Origin of the sequence: Faecalibacterium sp. DFI.5.82 (genome assembly GCF_029076575.1) — a bacterium.
Lineage (GTDB): Bacteria > Bacillota > Clostridia > Oscillospirales > Ruminococcaceae > Faecalibacterium > Faecalibacterium duncaniae.
The window spans coordinates 1-307 of sequence record NZ_JARFIS010000584.1 but is presented as its reverse complement, the minus strand read 5'-3'; the positions used below and the strand labels follow the sequence as shown (position 1 = coordinate 307).

The following is a 307-nucleotide window of genomic DNA, read 5'->3' as shown; positions in this document are numbered from 1 at the left end:
GGCTTTCGATTTTTCTGAAGGCGTCCCTTACTTTTCAGTCACTTTGAACGGGCTTACATTTAATAAGGCGGTTGTGCTCAAGCTGGGCTCTCCGGCTGATGTGCGACTTCTCATCAATGAGGAAAGCCGTCAGGTGGTGCTTCAGGTTTGCGAAGGAACAACTCCAAAGGCAACCACGTTTTACAAGCCCAAGACGAACGGTGTGCTTTCTGTAAGATGGAGTTCGCAAGATTTGGTTTCGTCGTTCAAACGATTGTTTGAGAACGATTTCCAAGAGCACGGTTACCGTGTTGACGGTGAATTGATC

At 47.6% G+C, this 307-nt stretch carries 1 protein-coding gene; it reads left to right on the top strand.

Features of this window, described 5'->3' with window-relative positions:
* Positions 1-307 (top strand): hypothetical protein (locus P0G09_RS17990; protein ID WP_275253353.1); only part of this gene is annotated, 307 nt, incomplete at both ends.